The 15827-nt window shown below is 72.8% G+C and carries 17 protein-coding genes; 13 read left to right on the forward strand and 4 right to left on the reverse strand.

Features of this window, described 5'->3' with window-relative positions; all coding sequences use genetic code 11:
- The first annotated feature begins 94 nt into the window (after positions 1-94).
- From ACFWPT_RS33700 to ACFWPT_RS33715, 4 genes are all read left to right on the forward strand, one after another.
- Positions 95-526: a GntR family transcriptional regulator gene (locus tag ACFWPT_RS33700; protein WP_380378638.1), complete on the forward strand. Its 432-nt coding sequence runs from the start codon at positions 95-97 to the stop codon at positions 524-526.
- Positions 523-1461, forward strand: coding sequence for an ATP-binding cassette domain-containing protein (locus ACFWPT_RS33705; protein ID WP_380486453.1), 939 nt, complete (start codon positions 523-525; stop codon positions 1459-1461). The genes ACFWPT_RS33700 and ACFWPT_RS33705 overlap by 4 nt, the downstream gene beginning before the upstream one ends.
- On the forward strand, positions 1458-2432 hold the full coding sequence (locus ACFWPT_RS33710) for an ABC transporter permease subunit (RefSeq protein ID WP_380486455.1): 975 nt from the start codon (positions 1458-1460) through the stop codon (positions 2430-2432). The genes ACFWPT_RS33705 and ACFWPT_RS33710 overlap by 4 nt, the downstream gene beginning before the upstream one ends.
- Positions 2433-2550: 118 nt before the next feature.
- Entirely contained in the window at positions 2551-3393 is an 843-nt protein-coding gene (locus ACFWPT_RS33715) for a chitosanase (RefSeq protein WP_380346231.1), read from the forward strand.
- Positions 3394-3462: 69 nt separating this feature from the next.
- Here ACFWPT_RS33715 and ACFWPT_RS33720 read toward each other — a convergent pair whose 3' ends face one another.
- Entirely contained in the window at positions 3463-4332 is an 870-nt protein-coding gene (locus ACFWPT_RS33720) for a 3-hydroxybutyryl-CoA dehydrogenase (protein WP_063346851.1), read from the reverse strand.
- A gap of 282 nt (positions 4333-4614) precedes the next feature.
- Between ACFWPT_RS33720 and ACFWPT_RS33725 the strand changes: the two genes are divergently transcribed.
- Positions 4615-5433, forward strand: coding sequence for an SDR family NAD(P)-dependent oxidoreductase (locus ACFWPT_RS33725; RefSeq protein ID WP_063346850.1), 819 nt, complete (start codon positions 4615-4617; stop codon positions 5431-5433).
- Positions 5434-5467: 34 nt separating this feature from the next.
- Here ACFWPT_RS33725 and ACFWPT_RS33730 read toward each other — a convergent pair whose 3' ends face one another.
- The gene (locus ACFWPT_RS33730; RefSeq protein WP_380486458.1) at positions 5468-6427 is read right to left on the reverse strand and encodes a polysaccharide deacetylase family protein; all 960 of its coding nucleotides are present in this window, start codon (positions 6425-6427) and stop codon (positions 5468-5470) included.
- A gap of 275 nt (positions 6428-6702) precedes the next feature.
- On the opposite strand from ACFWPT_RS33730, the gene ACFWPT_RS33735 reads away from it, so the two are divergent.
- Complete coding sequence (locus tag ACFWPT_RS33735) at positions 6703-7587, forward strand: SAM-dependent methyltransferase (RefSeq protein ID WP_380378646.1); 885 nt, start codon at positions 6703-6705, stop codon at positions 7585-7587.
- Positions 7588-7744: 157 nt separating this feature from the next.
- Positions 7745-8251, forward strand: coding sequence for an FBP domain-containing protein (locus tag ACFWPT_RS33740; RefSeq protein WP_063346849.1), 507 nt, complete (start codon positions 7745-7747; stop codon positions 8249-8251).
- Positions 8252-8282: 31 nt separating this feature from the next.
- On the opposite strand, the gene ACFWPT_RS33745 is transcribed toward ACFWPT_RS33740, so the two are convergent.
- Positions 8283-8657 (reverse strand): RNA-binding S4 domain-containing protein, encoded by a 375-nt coding sequence (locus ACFWPT_RS33745; RefSeq protein ID WP_063346848.1) that lies wholly within the window; start codon positions 8655-8657, stop codon positions 8283-8285.
- 150 nt (positions 8658-8807) lie between these two features.
- Positions 8808-9233 (reverse strand): VOC family protein, encoded by a 426-nt coding sequence (locus tag ACFWPT_RS33750; protein WP_063346847.1) that lies wholly within the window; start codon positions 9231-9233, stop codon positions 8808-8810.
- 82 nt (positions 9234-9315) lie between these two features.
- Here ACFWPT_RS33750 and ACFWPT_RS33755 point away from each other — a divergent pair, with 82 nt between their 5' ends.
- The 6 genes from ACFWPT_RS33755 to ACFWPT_RS33780 all read left to right on the forward strand — a co-directional run bounded on the left by ACFWPT_RS33755 (position 9316) and on the right by ACFWPT_RS33780 (position 15671).
- The gene (locus tag ACFWPT_RS33755; protein WP_380486461.1) at positions 9316-10518 is read left to right on the forward strand and encodes a methyltransferase; all 1203 of its coding nucleotides are present in this window, start codon (positions 9316-9318) and stop codon (positions 10516-10518) included.
- A gap of 162 nt (positions 10519-10680) precedes the next feature.
- Positions 10681-11709, forward strand: coding sequence for an N-acetyl-gamma-glutamyl-phosphate reductase (gene argC / locus ACFWPT_RS33760; protein WP_380486463.1), 1029 nt, complete (start codon positions 10681-10683; stop codon positions 11707-11709).
- Positions 11710-11723: 14 nt separating this feature from the next.
- Positions 11724-12878, forward strand: a complete 1155-nt coding sequence (argJ, locus tag ACFWPT_RS33765) for a bifunctional glutamate N-acetyltransferase/amino-acid acetyltransferase ArgJ (protein WP_380378655.1) — start codon at positions 11724-11726, stop codon at positions 12876-12878.
- 143 nt (positions 12879-13021) lie between these two features.
- Positions 13022-13897, forward strand: a complete 876-nt coding sequence (argB, locus tag ACFWPT_RS33770) for an acetylglutamate kinase (RefSeq protein WP_063350977.1) — start codon at positions 13022-13024, stop codon at positions 13895-13897.
- On the forward strand, positions 13894-15099 hold the full coding sequence (locus ACFWPT_RS33775; RefSeq protein WP_380486465.1) for an acetylornithine transaminase: 1206 nt from the start codon (positions 13894-13896) through the stop codon (positions 15097-15099). Before argB ends, ACFWPT_RS33775 begins: the two co-directional genes overlap by 4 nt.
- 23 nt (positions 15100-15122) lie before the next feature.
- The gene (locus ACFWPT_RS33780; protein ID WP_063346843.1) at positions 15123-15671 is read left to right on the forward strand and encodes an arginine repressor; all 549 of its coding nucleotides are present in this window, start codon (positions 15123-15125) and stop codon (positions 15669-15671) included.
- The last annotated feature ends 156 nt before the right edge of the window (positions 15672-15827 follow it).

Below are 15827 nucleotides of genomic sequence, written 5' to 3' on the forward strand. Positions count from 1 at the left end.
CTCGACTTTTCCTGCCTTCCCTCGCCTTCCCTCACCTTCCCTCACCTTTCCTTGGCTTGACGGAACGTCACCATGTCCACTTAACTCATTAACTATGGAACTAGATAAAGGCGCCGACCCGCCCCCTCCGATCGAGTTCCGCCTGGACCCGGCCTCCGGTGTCCCGACCTATCTGCAACTCGTGCAGCAGGTCGAACAGGCGCTGCGGATGGGCTGGTTGACGGAGGGGGACCGGCTTCCCCGGGTGCGCGAGGTGGTGGCGGGGCTGGCGATCAACCCGAACACCGTGCTCAAGGCGTACCGCGAGCTGGAGCACCGCGGCCTGGCCGTCGGCCGGCGCGGCCAGGGCACGTTCGTGCGCGGACTGCCCGCCGGGGTGGTGCCGTTGCGCGAACGGGCCGCGCTGCGACGGGGATTGCTGGACTGGATGTGCGCGGCGCGGGCCACCGGGCTGGACGAGGAAGGGATGGTCGCGGTGTTCGAGGACACGCTGCGCGACCTGCGGAACGGAGAGGTGGCGTCATGACGGCGGACACCGTGATCGACTGCGGCGGGATCGGCAAGCGCTACCGCCGTTCCTGGGCGCTGCGGGACTGCCATCTGGCCGTCCCCGCCGGGCGCGTGGTGGCGCTGGTCGGGCCGAACGGCGCCGGCAAGACCACACTGCTGGGCCTGGCCGCCGGGCTGACCCGGCCGAGCGAGGGTGCCATGACCGTTCTCGGCGACCAACTGCCGGGCTCACCGGCGGCGTTGGACCGGATCGGGTTCGTCGCCCAGAACGCCGCGCTCTACCCCGGAGTGCCCGTGTGCGACCTGCTCCGGATGGGCCGGTACCTGAACCGCCGCTGGGACGACGCCCGGGCGCACGCCCACCTGGAGGGCCTCGGCATCCCGCTGGACCGCAGGTACGGCCGCCTCTCCGGCGGCCAGCAGGCCCAGGTCTCGCTCGCCCTGGCGCTCGCCAAGCGCCCCGAACTGCTGCTGCTGGACGAGCCGTTGGCCGCCCTGGACCCGCTGGCCCGGCACGACTTCATGGCGGTGCTGCTGACCGCCGTGGCCGAGGACGGCCTGTCCGTGGTGTTCTCCTCGCACGCCGTCAACGAGCTGGAGCAGAGCTGCGACCACCTGGTGGTGCTCGGTGGCGGCCGGGTCCAGGTGGCGGGCGAGGCGGACGACCTGGTGGCCGGCCACCGGATGCTGACCGGCCCGACCGCCGGGGCGGACGAGGTCGCCGCCCGGCTGTCGGTGGTCCGCGACCGCAGGGCCGGGGCGCAGTCGCACCTGCTGGTGCGGACCGGCGGCGTGGACGCCCCGGTCTCCGCCGGCTGGCGCCAACAGCGCGTCGGCCTGGAGGAGTTGGTGCTCGCCTACCTGCGCGAGCCGACCGCCTCCGCCCTGCCCGGCCCGCGCGGGGCCGTCCGCGCGTCCGTCCGTACGTCCGAGAAAGCGATGCTGTCATGAGTGCCGTCACCGCCGTTCCCGCCGCACTGCCCCGGGCCGGGGTGGTGCGGGCGGCGTGGCTGCGGCACCGGCCCGCGCTGCGGGTGCTGCTGGGCGTCCTGGCCGGGCTCGTCCTGCTGCTGGCCGTCACCGGGTACTTCCTGCACGCCGGGTTCGACCGGTCCGGCGCGGGTGACTGCGACATGGCGACGCGTGCCTGCAACGAGCACTGGAAGGGGTTCCTGCGCGAGTACGGCACCGAGCTGATGGTCGGCGCGAACATCGTCTACTTCCTCGGCGGCGCCCTCGGCGCCTTCGCCGGCGGCCCTTTGCTGGCACGGGAGTTCGAGCACGGCACGGTCCGCTTCGCCTGGACCCAGGGGGCCGGACGGACCAGGTGGACGGTGGGCGTCCTGGCCGTCGTGGGCGGCGTGCTGGCCGTCGCGACGGCGCTGGCGGGCGTGGTGACCAACTGGTGGCTGGAGCCGATGGCGAGGCAGTCGGGCCGCTTCACGCCGCTGCTGTTCACGGCCGCCGCGCCCGCCCTGGTCGGCCGGGTCCTGCTGGTCTTCGCGCTGTCCGCGCTCGCGGGCGCGGTGCTGCGGCGGACGGTGGTGGCGGTGGGGATCGGGGTGGCGGCCTCGGTCGTGTCCACGCTGGTCGCCCAGTCCCTGCGGTTCGACTACCGCGCCCCGCTCCAGGACACCTTGCACACGCTGGCGCAGGCCTCGGTCGACCACCGCTGGGAGGGGAGCACGTGGATCACCGACCCGGCCGGGAACCGGATGAGCATCGGGCGGCTCTACGACGCGGGGAACGATTACTACGGCGCCCAGAAGCTGGTGAGCGAGGGCGGCTACTCGGCGCACGAGATCTACCAACCGGGCAGTCGCTACTGGTCGTTCCAGTTCATCGAGCTCGGCTGGATGGCGGCCCTGGCGGTGCTGCTGTGCGCGGCGGCGGTCTGGTGGGTGCGCAGACGGGCGGTCTGACCTGCGTCTTTGAAGAGCCTTGAAGAGACTTTGTCAAAACCCTTGCGGGGACGGGGAAGGAGGGCCCTTAATTCTCGTTAGGAAAGTTTCCTAACCCCCCGAGGAAACGGAGCATCGTATGCGTCCCCAGCACCACCGTGCCCTCCGCATCGCCCTCGCCGCCGCCCTGGTGGCCGCGCCCCTCACGGTCGCGGCCGCCGGCGCCGCCACCGCCGCGCCGACGTCCGCGACGTCCGTCCAGCTCAAGGGAGTCGGGCTGGACGACCCGCACAAGAAGGACATCGCGATGCAGCTGGTGTCCAGCGCGGAGAACTCCTCGCTGGACTGGAAGGCCCAGTACAAGTACATCGAGGACATCGGCGACGGGCGCGGCTACACCGCCGGCATCATCGGCTTCTGCTCCGGCACCGGCGACATGCTGGACCTCGTCCAGCACTACACCGACCTCAAGCCGGGCAACGTCCTCGCCAAGTACCTGCCGGCCCTGAAGAAGGTCAACGGCAGCGCCTCGCACGCCGGCCTCGGCACCCCCTTCGTCAACGACTGGGCCGCCGCCGCCAAGGACACGGTCTTCCTGCAGGCCCAGAACGACGAGCGCGACCGGGTGTACTTCAACCCCGCCGTCAACCAGGCCAAGTCCGACGGCCTGCGCGCGCTCGGCCAGTTCGCCTACTACGACGCCATCGTCATGCACGGCCCCGGCAACAGCTCGGACAGCTTCGGCGGCATCCGCGCCGCCGCCCTGAAGAAGGCCAAGACCCCCGCCCAGGGCGGCGACGAGGCCACCTACCTCAAGGCCTTCCTGGACGCCCGCAAGGTGGTCATGAAGAAGGAGCAGGCCCACTCCGACACCAGCCGGGTCGACACCGAGCAGTCGGTCTTCCTCAACGCGAAGAACTTCGACCTCAACCCGCCGCTCAAGTGGAAGGTCTACGGCGACAGTTACGCCATCAACAGCTGACGCAACGCCGAGCGGGGCCCGGGAGCAGCACCTCGCTCCCGGGCCCCGCCGCCGTCCACCGGCCGGTGCTCAGGCGCTCGCGGTGTAGTCGTAGAAGCCGCGGCCGGACTTGCGGCCCAGCAGGCCCGCGTCGACCATCCGGGACAGCAGCGGGGGAGCCGCGTACAGCGGCTCCTTGTACTCGTCGTACATCGACTCGGCGATCGAGACGATGGTGTCCAGACCGATCAGGTCGCACAGCCGCAGCGGGCCCATCGGGTGGGCGCAGCCGGCCTCCATGCCCTTGTCGATGTCGGAGGCCGTGGCCACGCCCGACTCGAACATCCGCACCGCGGACAGCAGGTAGGGCACCAGCAGCGCGTTGACCACGAAGCCGGCCCGGTCGCGGGCGCGGATCGGCTCCTTGCCGAGCTCCTGGGAGGCGAAGGCCTCGACCCGCTCGGTGGTCACCGCCGAGGTGGTCAGCGTCGGGATGACCTCGACCAGCTTCTGCACCGGCGCCGGGTTGAAGAAGTGCAGGCCGATCACCTGCTCGGGGCGGGAGGTGGCGGCGGCCAGCTTCACGATCGGGATCGACGAGGTGTTGGAGGCCAGGATCGCGTCACGGCGCTCGACCACCTGGTCCAGGGTCTGGAAGATCTTGACCTTGATGTCCTCGCGCTCGGCGACCGCCTCGACCACCAGGTCGCGGTCGGCGAAGTCGGCCAGGTCCACGGTGAAGGCCAGTCGGGCCAGCGCCGCGTCCCGCTCCTCCGGGCTCAGCTTGCCGCGCTTGACCGCCGTGTCAAGGGAGTTGGTCAGCCGGGTGCGGCCGAACTCCAGCGCCTCGCCGCTGGCCTCCGCCACCAGGACGTCCAGCCCGGCCCGGGCGAAGACCTCCGCGATGCCCGACCCCATCAGGCCGCAGCCGATCACTCCGACGCGCGCGATGTCACTCACTCAGTTGCCCTTCGGTGGTGCTGGGGATCGCCCAGCGACTGGTGACCCAGCGAGCTGCTGGTCAACGGGCCGGTGTGCCGGAATGGGTGCACCGGTCACCGTCCCGACGACGTTACTACTCCGTACCGGCCAGTAGGTCACCCCCTCCCCGGCCGGGTGCCAGTGCGAGCCGTCGTCCGAACGGGTGAGGCCGGGCCCGCCGCCCGTGCGCCCGGGGCCGCGCCCGTGCGGCGGCCGGAAGAATGCCGCAGACGGGGGCCGGGGACGGGAAGGGAGCACACGGTGCCGACGGGATCGCTCACAGGACAGGTCGCCCTGATCACCGGCGCGGGCCGGGGAATCGGCCGGGAGATCGCCATCGGCCTGGCCGCCGAGGGCATGGCCGTCGGCCTGGTCGGCCGCACCCACGGGACGCTGACCGACACCCTCAAGGAGTGCGCCCGGCGCGGCTCCCGCGGCGTCGCCGTCACCGCCGACGTCACCCGCGCCGGCGCCGTCCGCGAGGCCGTCCGGGTCGTCGAACGCGACCTCGGCCCGATCGACCTGCTGATCAACAACGCCGGCCTGGTCGACCGCGCCGAGGTGCCGCTCTGGGAGACCGACGCCAACCAGTGGTGGCAGGTGATCGAGACCAACCTGCGCGGCCCCTACAACCTGCTGCGCTGCGTCCTGCCCGGCATGGTGTCCCGGCGGCGCGGCCGGGTGGTCAACCTCAACTCCGGCTTCGCCCTGCGCCCGGACGGCCACTACACCGCGTACGCGACCTCCAAGGGCGCGCTGCTCCAGCTCTCCGACAACATGGCGGACTCGCTGGCCCGCCACGGCATCGTCATCCTCGACATCAGCCCCGGCGCGGTCGAAACCGACATGACCGCCGCCATGCCGATGTTCAAGGACACGCAGACCTGGGGCTCCATCCCGTACATGGTCGCGGTCACCGTGGACGCCGCCCGCGGCCGCTTCGACGGCCTGCACGGCCGGTTCATCCACGCCGGGCGGGACGACCTGGAGGAACTGGTCAACCGGGCCGCGGAGATCCGCGCGGCGGACGCCCGGACGCTGCGGATGCGCCCGTACAAGGCGGACGACCCGATGGGCTGAACGGGCCCCTCGGCCGGCGCGCTGCGAAGAGCGGTCAGGCGCACAGCTGACTGGCGGTCACCGGCTTCAGCCCCGCCTTGGCGAGGCCGTCCAGGATGCCCGGCAGCGCGTCCACCGTGCACTGGTGGCCCATGTGCAGGGCGACCACCGACCCGCCGCGCACCGACTTCAGCACCCGGCGTTGCAACTCGGCGGCCGACGGGTCGTTGTAGTCGCGCGGGTCGACGTCGAAGGACAGCACGTGCTCGTAGCCGACCGCCTTCGCCTGCTCGCGCACCGTCCGGGTGGCGTACTGCGCGGCGGACGGGCGGAACCAGCGGCCGATCGAGCCGGTGAGCCGCTGCAGCCGTTCGGCGCACTGGGCGATCTCGTCGTGCACCTGGGCGGCCGTCATCGTCGACAGGTCGAGGTGGTTCTGGGTGTGGTTGCCCAGCTCGTGGCCGGCGTCCAGGATCCGGCGGGCCATCTGCGGCTGCTGGTCGAGCCAGCTGCCGACGACCATCACGGTCAGCTTGATGCCGCGCTGCTCGGCGGCCTCCAGCAGCGCGGTGGCCTGCTTCGGATCGCCGCTGCCGTGGCAGGTCAGCGCCACGAACTTGCTGGTGCGCGGCCCGTTCACCACCTCGACCGGGGTGCCGGCGGCGAGCGGCGGCAGCACCGGCGGCGTCGGAGGCGCGGGTGGGGGCGTCGGCGGCGTCGCGGCCCCGGCGGCCGGCTCCGCGCCGGTGGCCGGGTCGGTACCCGCGGTCGGGTCGGCCCCGGTGGGCTGCGGCTCCGGCGGGGCGGACGGCACGGGGGAGGCCGGGCCCTCGCCGCCGTTCCAGGCCGGGTCGGTGGTGTGCTGCGGGTCGAGGGTGCCCGGGTGCACGGCGAGCACCCCGGCGTCGGCCCGGCGCGGGGTGCCGGAGGCACACGCGCTGAGGAACCCGCTGGCGGCGGTCAGGGCGGCCAGCTGGACGGCGGTGCGCAGTACGGTGCGGCGGTCGGCAGTCATCGGCAGTCAGCATAGGGACGGTGGCCACCCACGGCGATCCGAGGAGCGTCCCGGTACCGCCATTGACGTGCACACACTCCACTGCCCGGGTGTTGCGTAAACCTGAACTCCCGCTGTTTCACCGGCGTGTCGTCGGATACGATCACGGCGCACCGCACGCCACGGGAGGGTGGCCGGGCCGGACGCGGGTCACCCCCGTCGTACCGGGCGGGCCCGCCGACCGCCGCGGCGGTGCCATTTCCGGCAGTGAGCACGGCAGAGGGGGGCGGAACAGGATGCACGAGGACAGCGCAGCCGTCGGCGAGGCCACCGGCACCGACTGGGACTGGGCCAGAGCGGACGACTGGCAGCCGCCGAGCGAGCTCGACACCGGCATCCCGCACACCGCCCGGATGTACGACTACTACCTGGGCGGCAAGGACAACTTCGAGGCCGACCGCAAGGCCGCCCAGGCCGCCATAGCCGCCTACCCCGCGCTGCCGCTGCTGGCCCGCACCAACCGGCAGTTCCTCGGCGACGCGGTGGAGTTCGCCGCCGGCCGGGGCATCCGCCAGTTCGTCGACATCGGCACCGGCATCCCGGCCGTCGGTTCCACCAGCGAGGTCGCCCAGCGGGTCGCCCCGGACGCCCGGGTGGTGTACGTCGACAACGACCCGATCGTCGCCACCCACGCCCGCGCCCTGCTGGCCGGCCACCCCGCCGGACACACCTCGGTCATCGAGGCCGACCTGCGCGACCCGGCCGCCATCCTCGACCACCCGGGCCTGCTCGCCGCCGTGGACCTGTCCCGGCCGGTCGCGCTGATGCTCGTCGCCGTGCTGCACTTCATCCGCGACGAGGACGGCGCCCAGCAGATCGTCCGCACCCTGCGCGACGCGCTCGCCCCCGGCAGCGCGCTGATCCTCTCCCACGGCAGCCCCGACTTCGCCTCCCGGGAGAGCGCCGCCGAAGGCACCCGCATCTACCGCAGCGCCAGCGCCCCCCTGGTGCTGCGCCCGCGCGCCGGCGTCGAACCCTTCTTCGGCGACTTCGAGTTCGCCGGCCCCGGCCTGGTCCAACTCCCGCTCTGGCGCCCCACCCCCGGCCACGTCCCCACCACCGAACTCCCCGAAGGCTGGCAGGACGTCTCCGCCTACGCGGGCGTCGCGTTCAAGCAGTAGCCCCGGTTCACGAGGCGGCCCCGGCGCCTCCCTCCTACGCCGGGACCGGCCTCGCGAACACCCTAGGCTCGGCCACTGACAGCCCGTCACCCTCCCCGGTGCGTACCGGGAGAAATTGGCACGACAGCGCGGGCGGGCCGGTGTTAGCTTCCGCGGCATGGAACCCCTGAACGAGAACGAGATCCGCGCGTCCTTCGTCAACTGCTCCAAGGGCGAGGCCAGTCGGCTCAACCTCCCCCGGGGCCTGGCGGAACTGCCCTGGGAGAACCTGGACTTCCTCGGCTGGCGGGACCAGGGCGCGCCCGACCGGGCCTACCTGGTGGCGTCGTACGGCGGCGAGCCGGTCGGCGTGACGCTGCGGGTGCCGACGATCCGCCGCAGCCTCACCAAGACCAACGTCTGCTCGCTGTGCATCACCGCGCACGCCGGCTCCGGCGTCGCGCTGCTCGCCGCCCGCCGGGCCGGGGCGGCCGGGCGGGAGGGCAACACCGTCGGCACGTACATCTGCGCCGACCTCGCCTGCTCGCTGTACGTGCGCGGGCTGAAGAAGTCCGCCCTGGTGACCAGGCCCGACGAGTCGCTGCCGCTGGAGCGGCAGATCGACCGGACGGTGGGCAACCTGGACGCGTTCCTCGCCAAGGTGCTCGCCGACACCGCGCGCTGACGGGACGCGCCGACACCGCGCGCTGAGGGGATCAGTGCCCGCGCAGCTGGTCGAGGTCGCGCCGCTCCCGCTTGGTCGGGCGACCGGCGCCCCGGTCCCGCTCGCCGGCCGTCGCGACGAGTTCGCGCGGCGGCCGCGGCGGGCTGTTGTCGATCAGGCAGTCCGCCGCCACCGTCGCGCCGACCCGCTTGCGGATGAGCTTCTGCACCACGACGACCCGCTCGTAGCCCTCCTCGCGGACCCGGACCTCGTCCCCGGGGCGCAGCGCCTGGGCCGGCTTGACCCGCTCGCCGTTCACCCGCACGTGTCCGGCCCGGCAGGCGGCGGCGGCCAGCGCCCGCGTCTTGGTGAGCCGGACCGACCAGATCCAGCTGTCCACCCGCACGCTTCCCTCGTGTTCAGCCATTCCTGGAGCCTACCCAAGCCGCCTGAGCCCGAGTCCGAGTCCGAGTCCGAGCCCGAGTCCGAGCCCGAGCCCGAGCCCGCGCCCTGAGCCCGCGCCTGAGCCCGAGCCCGAGCCCGCGCCCTGAGCCCGCGCCTGAGCCCGCGGCGCCTGCTACGCCGCCTCCGGCACCATCCGGGCCGCCTGCGGAGCCTCCTGGACCGCCCAGCCGTTGCCGTCCGGGTCGTTGAAGAACACGAAGGAGTTCCACGCCTCGCCGTGCCCGTCCACCCGGCTGCCCGCCTCGAAGTGCTGGACCGGGCTGACCTCGACGCCGCGGGCCGCGAGTTCGGCGTGCGCCTTGTCGATGTTCGGTACCACCAGCTGCAGTCCCTTCACGGATCCGGGCGGCGCCCCGATGACCCCGGTGCCCACCACGATGGAGCACGTGGAGCCCGGGGGAGTCAGCTGGACGACCCGGACCCCGTCGCGCAACCGGGTGTCGTGGTCGACCGTGAAGCCGACCAGCTCCTCGTAGAACAGCTTCGCGCGGTCCACGTCCGACACCGGGACCACCACGACTTCGAGCTTCCAGTCCATCGCCCTCACCCCTCTCGGCCGGGCTCTTCCAGTATCCGTCGAAACGGTTCCCCGTCGGGCCGTCGGATAGCCTGAGAACACGATGAATCCCGAGATCACGCCCGCCGCGGCGACCCTGTTCAGCACGCCTTGGGGCGCCTTCGACCTCACCCGCTTCCCCGAGGACCCGCGTGAGCGGCTGCGGGCCTGGGACGCGGCCGACGAGTACCTGCTGCGCCACCTCGCGGGCGAGGCGGACAGCGCCGCCGGCACCGTGACCGACCTGGCCGGCCGCCGGATCGTCGTCCTGGGCGACCGCTGGGGCGCGTTGACCACCGCGCTGGCCGCCCACGAGCCGGTGCAGATCGTCGACTCCCACCTCGGCCGGCAGGCCACCCTGGCCAACCTGGCGCGGGCCGGCGCCACCGTCGACCCGGCCCGGCTGCTGACCACCCGGGACGCCCCGCCGGAGCGGATCGACGTCCTGCTGGTGCGCGTGCCCAAGAGCCTGGCCCTGCTGGAGGACCAGCTGCACCGGCTGGCCCCCGCCGTCCACCCGGGCACGGTGGTGGTCGGCGCAGGCATGGTCGCCGAGATCCACACGTCCACGCTCCAGCTCTTCGAGCGGATCCTCGGCCCGACCCGCACCTCGCTCGCCGCCCGCAAGGCCCGGCTGATCTTCTGCACCCCGGATCCGGCGCTGGATCCCGGCCCCAGCCCGTGGCCGCACCGCTACGCGCTGCCGCCGGACGTCGGAGCGGTGTCCGGGCGCACGGTGGTCAACCACGCCGGCACGTTCTGCGCCGAGCGCCTCGACATCGGCACCCGCTTCTTCCTCGGCCACCTGCCGACCCCGGCGCCCGGGGCCCGGGTGGTCGACCTGGGCTGCGGCAACGGCGTGGTCGGCACGGCCGCCGCGCTGGCCGGGCCGGGTGCGGAGCTGGTGTTCGTCGACGAGTCCCATCAGGCGGTGGCCTCGGCGGAGGAGACCTTCCGCGCCAATCTGGGCCCGGACGCCCGGGCGGAGTTCCTGACGGCCGACGCGCTGGCGCCGGAGGTGGCGCCCGCGGGCTCGGTGGACCTCGTCCTGAACAATCCGCCGTTCCACTCGCACCAGGCCACCACGGACGCCACCGCCTGGCGGATGTTCACCGGTTCCCGGCGGGCGCTGCGGCCGGGCGGGGAGCTGTGGGTGGTCGGCAACCGCCATCTCGGTTACCACGTCAAGCTGCGGCGTCTCTTCGGGAACTGCCAGCTGGTGGCGGGCAACCCCAAGTTCGTGGTGCTGCGCGCGGTCAAGCGGTAGTCCGGCGTCCGCCCGGTCGGGGGAGGGTCGGTCGTGGGCCGGTGGCGGCCCGGCCGGGCGGACGCAGGGCGGTTTTCGGGCGTTCTTCGGGGTCCTGACCGCAGCTCCTTGCATGAATGTTCCGTGCTGCGTATATTCATGCCACAACAAAGGAGGAACGCCATGGCATTGCGAGTCGCCGTCGCCGGCGCGAGCGGATACGCGGGCGGCGAGGTGCTGCGCCTGCTGCTCGGCCACCCGGAGGTGGAGATCGGGGCGCTGACCGGCGGCTCGAACGCGGGCACCCGGCTGGGCGCGCTCCAGCCGCACCTGATCCCGCTCGCCGACCGCGTCCTCGAACCCACCACCTCCGAGGTGCTGGCCGGCCACGACGTGGTCTTCCTGGCGCTGCCGCACGGCCAGTCCGCCGCCGTTGCCGAGGCGCTCGGCGACAACGTCCTGGTGGTCGACTGCGGCGCCGACTTCCGGCTCCGCGCCGCCACCGACTGGGAGCAGTTCTACGGCTCCGCGCACGCCGGCACCTGGCCCTACGGCCTGCCCGAACTCCCCGGACACCGGGCCGCGTTGAAGGGCAGCAACCGGATCGCCGTGCCCGGCTGCTACCCGACGGCCGTGTCCCTGGCGCTGTTCCCGGCATACGCGGCCGGGCTCGCCGAGCCGGAGGCCGTCGTGGTCGCCGCCTCCGGCACCTCCGGTGCGGGCAAGGCCGCCAAGACCCACCTGCTGGGCAGCGAGGTCATGGGCAACGTCAGCCCGTACGGCGTCGGCGGCGTGCACCGGCACACCCCGGAGATGGTGCAGAACCTCACCCCGGTCGCGGGCGAGCCCGTCACCGTCTCCTTCACGCCGACCCTCGTCCCGATGCCGCGCGGCATCCTCGCCACCTGCTCCGCCAAGGCGCGGCCCGGCGTGACCGCCGAGAGCCTGCGCGCCGCCTACACCGAGGCGTTCGCGGACGAGCCGTTCGTCCACCTGCTGCCCGAGGGGCAGTGGCCGCAGACCAGCAGCGTCTACGGCGCCAACACCGCCCTCGTCCAGGTCGCGCTGGACGCCACCGCCGGGCGGATCATCGCGATCAGCGCGATCGACAACCTCGTGAAGGGCACCGCGGGCGGCGCGGTGCAGAGCATGAACATCGCCCTGGGCCTGCCCGAGGAGCTGGGCCTTCCCGTGAACGGAGTCGCACCGTGAGCAACAGTACGAACGTGGGCGTGACGGCCGCCAAGGGCTTCCGGGCCGCCGGTGTGACCGCCGGCATCAAGGCCTCCGGCACCCCGGACCTCGCCCTGGTGGTCAACGACGGCCCCGCGCTCGCCGCCGCCGGCGTCTTCACCGCCAACCGGGTCAAGGCCGCGCCGGTCGTCTGGTCCGAGCAGGTCCTCAAGGGCGGCCAGGTGTCCGCAGTGGTCCTCAACTCCGGCGGCGCCAACGCCTGCACCGGCCCGCTCGGCTTCCAGGACACCCACACCACCGCGGAGAAGGTCGCCGAGGAGCTGGAGCTCAACGCCGGCGAGGTCGCCGTCGCCTCCACCGGCCTGATCGGCGAGCGCCTCCCGATGGACGTCCTGCTGCCCGGCGTCGCGCTGGCCGCCCGGGAGCTGAGCGCGACCGGCGGCGAGGCCGCCGCGATCGCCATCAAGACCACCGACACCGTGCACAAGACCGCCCAGGTCACCAGCCCGGCGGGCTGGACGGTCGGCGGCATGGCCAAGGGCGCGGGCATGCTCGCCCCGAGCCTGGCCACCATGCTGGTCGTGATCACCACCGACGCCGACCTGGACTCCGCCGCCCTGGACACCGCGCTGCGCGGCGCCACCCGCACCACCTTCGACCGGATCGACTCCGACGGCTGCATGTCCACCAACGACACCGTGCTGCTGCTGGCCTCGGCCGCCTCCGGCGTCGTCCCGGACGAGGCCGAGTTCGCCGAGGCGGTCCGCACCGTCAGCGCCGACCTGGCCCGCCAGCTGATCGCCGACGCCGAGGGCGCCAGCAAGGACATCCGGATCGACGTCACCGGCGCCGCCACCGAGCAGGAGGCCGTCGACGTCGCCCGGACGATCAGCCGCAACAACCTGCTCAAGTGCGCCATCCACGGCGAGGACCCCAACTGGGGCCGGGTGCTGGCCGCGATCGGCACCACCGACGCCGCCTTCGAGCCGGACCGGCTGGACGTGGCCATCAACGGCGTCTGGGTCTGCAAGGACGGCAGCGTCGGCGAGGACCGCACCCTGGTGGACATGGCCGGCCGCGAGGTCGTCATCACCGCGAACCTCAACGCCGGTACGGCGAGCGCCTCGTTGTGGACCAACGACCTCACCGCCGACTACGTCCACGAGAACAGCGCCTACTCGACCTGATGCCCGACAGGTGACGCGCGCCACCGATGCGCGACACCTGATCCGCGACACCCGATGCGCGACACCCGTTCGGACGAGGGACACCCGTGAAGATCGCACCCAAGGGCGAACAGGCCCGCAACAACACCGCGTTGCCCAAGGCGATGACGCTGATCGAGGCGCTGCCGTGGCTGGAGCGCTTCCACGGCAAGACCGTCGTGATCAAGTTCGGCGGCAACGCCATGGTGGACGAGAGCCTCAAGTCGGCCTTCGCCCAGGACGTCGTCTTCCTGCGCTACGCCGGCCTGCACCCCGTCGTGGTGCACGGCGGCGGCCCGCAGATCAGCGCCCAGCTGGAGCGGCTCGGCCTGGAGTCCAGCTTCACCAACGGCCTGCGGGTCACCACCCCCGAGACCATGGACGTGGTCCGGATGGTGCTGGCCGGCCAGGTGCAGCGCGAACTGGTCGGCCTGCTCAACGAGCACGGCCCGTTCGCCGTCGGCATGACCGGCGAGGACGCGCACACCATGACGGCGGTCAAGCGGTACGCGGTGGTGGACGGCGAGCAGGTCGACATCGGCCTGGTCGGCGACATCGTCAACATCGAGGCCGGCGCGGTGAAGGCGCTGATCGCCGACGGCCGGATCCCGGTCATCTCCTCGATCGCGCGCGGCGCCGACGGCCACGTCTACAACATCAACGCCGACACCGCCGCGGCCGCCCTGGCGGTCTCGCTGGGCGCCGAGATGCTGGTGGTCCTGACCGACGTCGAGGGCCTCTACGCGGACTGGCCGAACTCCGACGACGTGATCAGCCAACTCGCCGCGAGCGAGCTGGAGGAGCTGCTGCCGAGCCTGGCCAGCGGCATGCTCCCCAAGATGGAGGGCTGCCTGCGCGCCGTCCGCTCCGGGGTGGGCACCGCCCGCGTCCTGGACGGCCGGGTGCAGCACAGCCTGCTGCTGGAGATCTTCACCGACGAGGGCATCGGCACGATGGTCGTGCCGGACGACGAACAGACCGTGACCGGGGGACTGGCATGACCGCGAACGAGCAACTGACCGGCCGGTGGCAGCATGCCTTCACCGACAACTACGGCACCCCGCGGATCGCGCTGGTGCGCGGTGCGGGCGCCAAGCTCTGGGACGCCGACGGCAAGGAGTACACCGACCTGCTCGGCGGCATCGCCGTCAACGCCCTCGGCACCGCCCACCCGGCGGTCGTCGAGGCGGTCAGTCGGCAGATCGCCACCCTGGGCCACGTCTCCAACCTCTTCATGGCCGAGCCGACCATCGCCCTCGCCGAGCGGCTGCTGCGGCTGGACGGCCGGGACGGCGGCCGGGTGTTCTTCTGCAACTCCGGCGCCGAGGCCAACGAGGCCGCGTTCAAGATCAGCCGCCGGACCGGCCGCACCCACCTGGTCGCCCTCCAGGGCGCCTTCCACGGTCGGACGATGGGCGCCCTCGCGCTCACCGGCCAGCCGGCCAAGCAGGAGCCGTTCCGCCCGCTGCCCGGCGACGTCACGCACGTCCCGTTCGGCGACGTCGAGGCGCTGCGCGCGGCCGTCACCACCGAGACCGCGGCGGTCTTCCTGGAGCCGATCCAGGGCGAGAACGGCGCCATCCCGCTGCCCGAGGGCTACCTGAGGGCGGCCCGCGAGATCACCCGGGCGACGGGCACCCTGCTGATCCTGGACGAGATCCAGACCGGCGTCGGCCGCACCGGGTACTGGTACGCCCACCAGGCCGTCGAGGGCGTCGAGCCGGACGTCGTCACCCTCGCCAAGGCGCTCGGCGGCGGGCTGCCGATGGGCGCGGTGCTGGCCTTCGGCGAGGCCGCCGAACTGCTCACCCCGGGCCAGCACGGCACCACCTTCGGCGGGAACCCGGTGGCCGCGGCGGCCGGGCTCGCGGTCCTGGACACCATCGAGTCCGAGGGCCTGCTGGAGCACGTCCGCAAGCTCGGCGAGCGGCTGCGCCAGGGCGTCGAGGCGATCGGCGACCCGCTGGTCTCGCACGTGCGCGGCGCCGGACTGCTGCTCGGCATCGTGCTCACCGAGCCGGTGTCGGTGCGGGTGCAGGCCGCCGCGCAGGAGGCGGGCTTCCTGGTCAACGCGGCCGTCCCGGACGCCGTCCGGCTGGCCCCGCCGCTGGTGCTGACCGAGCAGGAGGCGGACGCCTTCCTCGCCGCTCTGCCGGGCGTCCTGCGGGCGGTGCGCAAGGGCGCCCCGGCCGATGCGAGCTGACCGTTGTCCGGGAGAATAACCACATGACCGTTTCCCACTCCGGCCCGTCCGCCGCAGGCCCGTCGCCGCAGGTGCCGCAGACCCGCACCGCGCGGCACCGGCGGATCGTGGACCTGCTCACCCGCCAGCCCGTGCGCTCGCAGAGCCAGCTCGCCAAGCTGCTCGCCGACGACGGACTCGTGGTCACCCAGGCGACCCTCTCCCGGGACCTGGACGAGCTGGGCGCGGTCAAGATCCGCAACCGGGACGGCGCGCTGATCTACGCCGTCCCGGCGGAGGGCGGCGACCGCACGCCGCGCGCGCCCATGGGCGAGTCGGCCAGCGAGGGCCGGATGGCCCGGCTGGCCGGCGAGCTGATGGTCTCCGCGACGGCCTCCGGCAACCTGGTGGTGCTGCGCACCCCTCCGGGGGCCGCGCAGTTCCTCGCCTCGGCGATCGACCAGGCGGAGGTGTTCGAGATCATCGGCACCATCGCCGGTGACGACACCGTCCTGCTGATCAGCCGGGACCCGGCGGGCGGCCAGGCGCTCGCCGACCACCTCATGCAACTCGCCCAGGCGAAGGCGCAGTAGCGCGCCACGACGCGAGACCCCGACGCGTCACGACGCACAACGACGCGCCACGACACGAAACCCCGACCGGTGGAGAACTTCCCCGGCCGGGGTTTTGTGTTTCATACGGAGTAGTGCATACTTATGCCTGTCGCCGTAAACCTGTACGGAAACCCT

It is taken from the genome of Kitasatospora sp. NPDC058478 (genome assembly GCF_042720345.1).
Taxonomy (GTDB): domain Bacteria; phylum Actinomycetota; class Actinomycetes; order Streptomycetales; family Streptomycetaceae; genus Kitasatospora.

Excerpts from the sequence above, each read along its gene's own strand:
- ACFWPT_RS33700 (WP_380378638.1), top strand. The coding sequence starts at position 95 with ATGGAACTAGATAAAGGCGCCGACCCGCCCCCTCCGATCGAGTTCCGC.
- ACFWPT_RS33705 (WP_380486453.1), top strand. The coding sequence starts at position 523 with ATGACGGCGGACACCGTGATCGACTGCGGCGGGATCGGCAAGCGCTAC.
- ACFWPT_RS33710 (WP_380486455.1), top strand. The coding sequence starts at position 1,458 with ATGAGTGCCGTCACCGCCGTTCCCGCCGCACTGCCCCGGGCCGGGGTG.
- ACFWPT_RS33715 (WP_380346231.1), top strand. The coding sequence starts at position 2,551 with ATGCGTCCCCAGCACCACCGTGCCCTCCGCATCGCCCTCGCCGCCGCC.
- ACFWPT_RS33730 (WP_380486458.1), bottom strand. The coding sequence starts at position 6,427 with ATGACTGCCGACCGCCGCACCGTACTGCGCACCGCCGTCCAGCTGGCC.
- ACFWPT_RS33735 (WP_380378646.1), top strand. The coding sequence starts at position 6,703 with ATGCACGAGGACAGCGCAGCCGTCGGCGAGGCCACCGGCACCGACTGG.
- ACFWPT_RS33740 (WP_063346849.1), top strand. The coding sequence starts at position 7,745 with ATGGAACCCCTGAACGAGAACGAGATCCGCGCGTCCTTCGTCAACTGC.
- ACFWPT_RS33745 (WP_063346848.1), bottom strand. The coding sequence starts at position 8,657 with ATGGCTGAACACGAGGGAAGCGTGCGGGTGGACAGCTGGATCTGGTCG.
- ACFWPT_RS33750 (WP_063346847.1), bottom strand. The coding sequence starts at position 9,233 with ATGGACTGGAAGCTCGAAGTCGTGGTGGTCCCGGTGTCGGACGTGGAC.
- ACFWPT_RS33755 (WP_380486461.1), top strand. The coding sequence starts at position 9,316 with ATGAATCCCGAGATCACGCCCGCCGCGGCGACCCTGTTCAGCACGCCT.
- argC (WP_380486463.1), top strand. The coding sequence starts at position 10,681 with ATGGCATTGCGAGTCGCCGTCGCCGGCGCGAGCGGATACGCGGGCGGC.
- argB (WP_063350977.1), top strand. The coding sequence starts at position 13,022 with ATGACGCTGATCGAGGCGCTGCCGTGGCTGGAGCGCTTCCACGGCAAG.
- ACFWPT_RS33775 (WP_380486465.1), top strand. The coding sequence starts at position 13,894 with ATGACCGCGAACGAGCAACTGACCGGCCGGTGGCAGCATGCCTTCACC.
- ACFWPT_RS33780 (WP_063346843.1), top strand. The coding sequence starts at position 15,123 with ATGACCGTTTCCCACTCCGGCCCGTCCGCCGCAGGCCCGTCGCCGCAG.